Source organism: Methylobacterium sp. WL103, from assembly GCF_008039885.1.
Lineage (GTDB): Bacteria > Pseudomonadota > Alphaproteobacteria > Rhizobiales > Beijerinckiaceae > Methylobacterium > Methylobacterium cerastii.
Genome location: NZ_VRUX01001038.1, coordinates 1 through 890, shown reverse-complemented (window position 1 = coordinate 890; position 890 = coordinate 1). Strand labels below are relative to the sequence as shown.

General features: G+C 74.0%; 1 protein-coding gene. It reads right to left on the bottom strand.

Annotated features, from left to right (window positions below; translation table 11 throughout):
* On the bottom strand, window positions 1-779 hold a 779-nt coding region (locus FV222_RS27605; protein WP_147816317.1), incomplete at its 3' end, for a Zn-dependent hydrolase.
* Window positions 780-890 lie beyond the last annotated feature (111 nt).

Genomic DNA, 890 nt, shown 5'->3' with positions numbered 1-890 from the left:
CGTGAGATCCGCTCGACCGCGAGCGCGATCTCGGCCAGCCCGAGCAGCGCGTCGCGGCGGCGCGGCATCGGCGTGGTGCCGGCATGCGCCTCGAAGCCGGTGATCGTGCCGTCGAACCAGGCGATGCCCTGCCCGCCCTCGACCACGCCGACGGTCAGGCCCTCGGCCTCCAGGATCGGCCCCTGCTCGATGTGCAGTTCGACGAAGGCGCCGATCGCCTGGTCGCCCACGGCGTCGGTCCCGCGATAGCCGATCGCGTCGAGCGCATCGCCGACGGTGATGCCGGCCGCGTCGGTCTTGTCCAGGATCTCGTCGGTGGTGAAGTCGCCGGCATAGGCGGCGGACGCCATCATCGCGGGGGCGAAGCGCGAGCCCTCCTCGTTGGTCCAGTTGACCAGCAGCAGCGGCGCCTCGGTCTCGATGCCGGCGTCGTTCAGGGCGCGCATCGCCTCCAGCCCCGCCAGCACGCCGAGGATGCCGTCGAAGCGGCCACCGGTCGGCTGGGTGTCGAGGTGCGAGCCGAAGGCGACGGGCAGGCGGCTCGCGTCGCGCCCGGGCCGCAGGGCGTACTGGGTGCCGAGGGCGTCGACCCGCACCGTGAGCCCTGCAGCCTGGCAGGCGTCCCGGAACCAGTCGCGGACCTGGCCGTCCTCCGGCGACAGGGTGAGGCGGTTGAGCCCGCCGGCCGGCGTCGCGCCGAACCGCGCCGTCTCCGCGATCGTCGCCCACAGGCGCGAGCCGTCGACGCGCAGGTTATGGGTCTTCGCCGTGCCGGCCATCCTGGCCTCCGTGTTCGCGTGTGTGTCTCGTGTCACGATGCCCGCGTGACGGCCCGGCGGCCGGCAAGGATCGTGCCCGTCCGGCCGCCGCCCGGGATCACGGCACCGGGC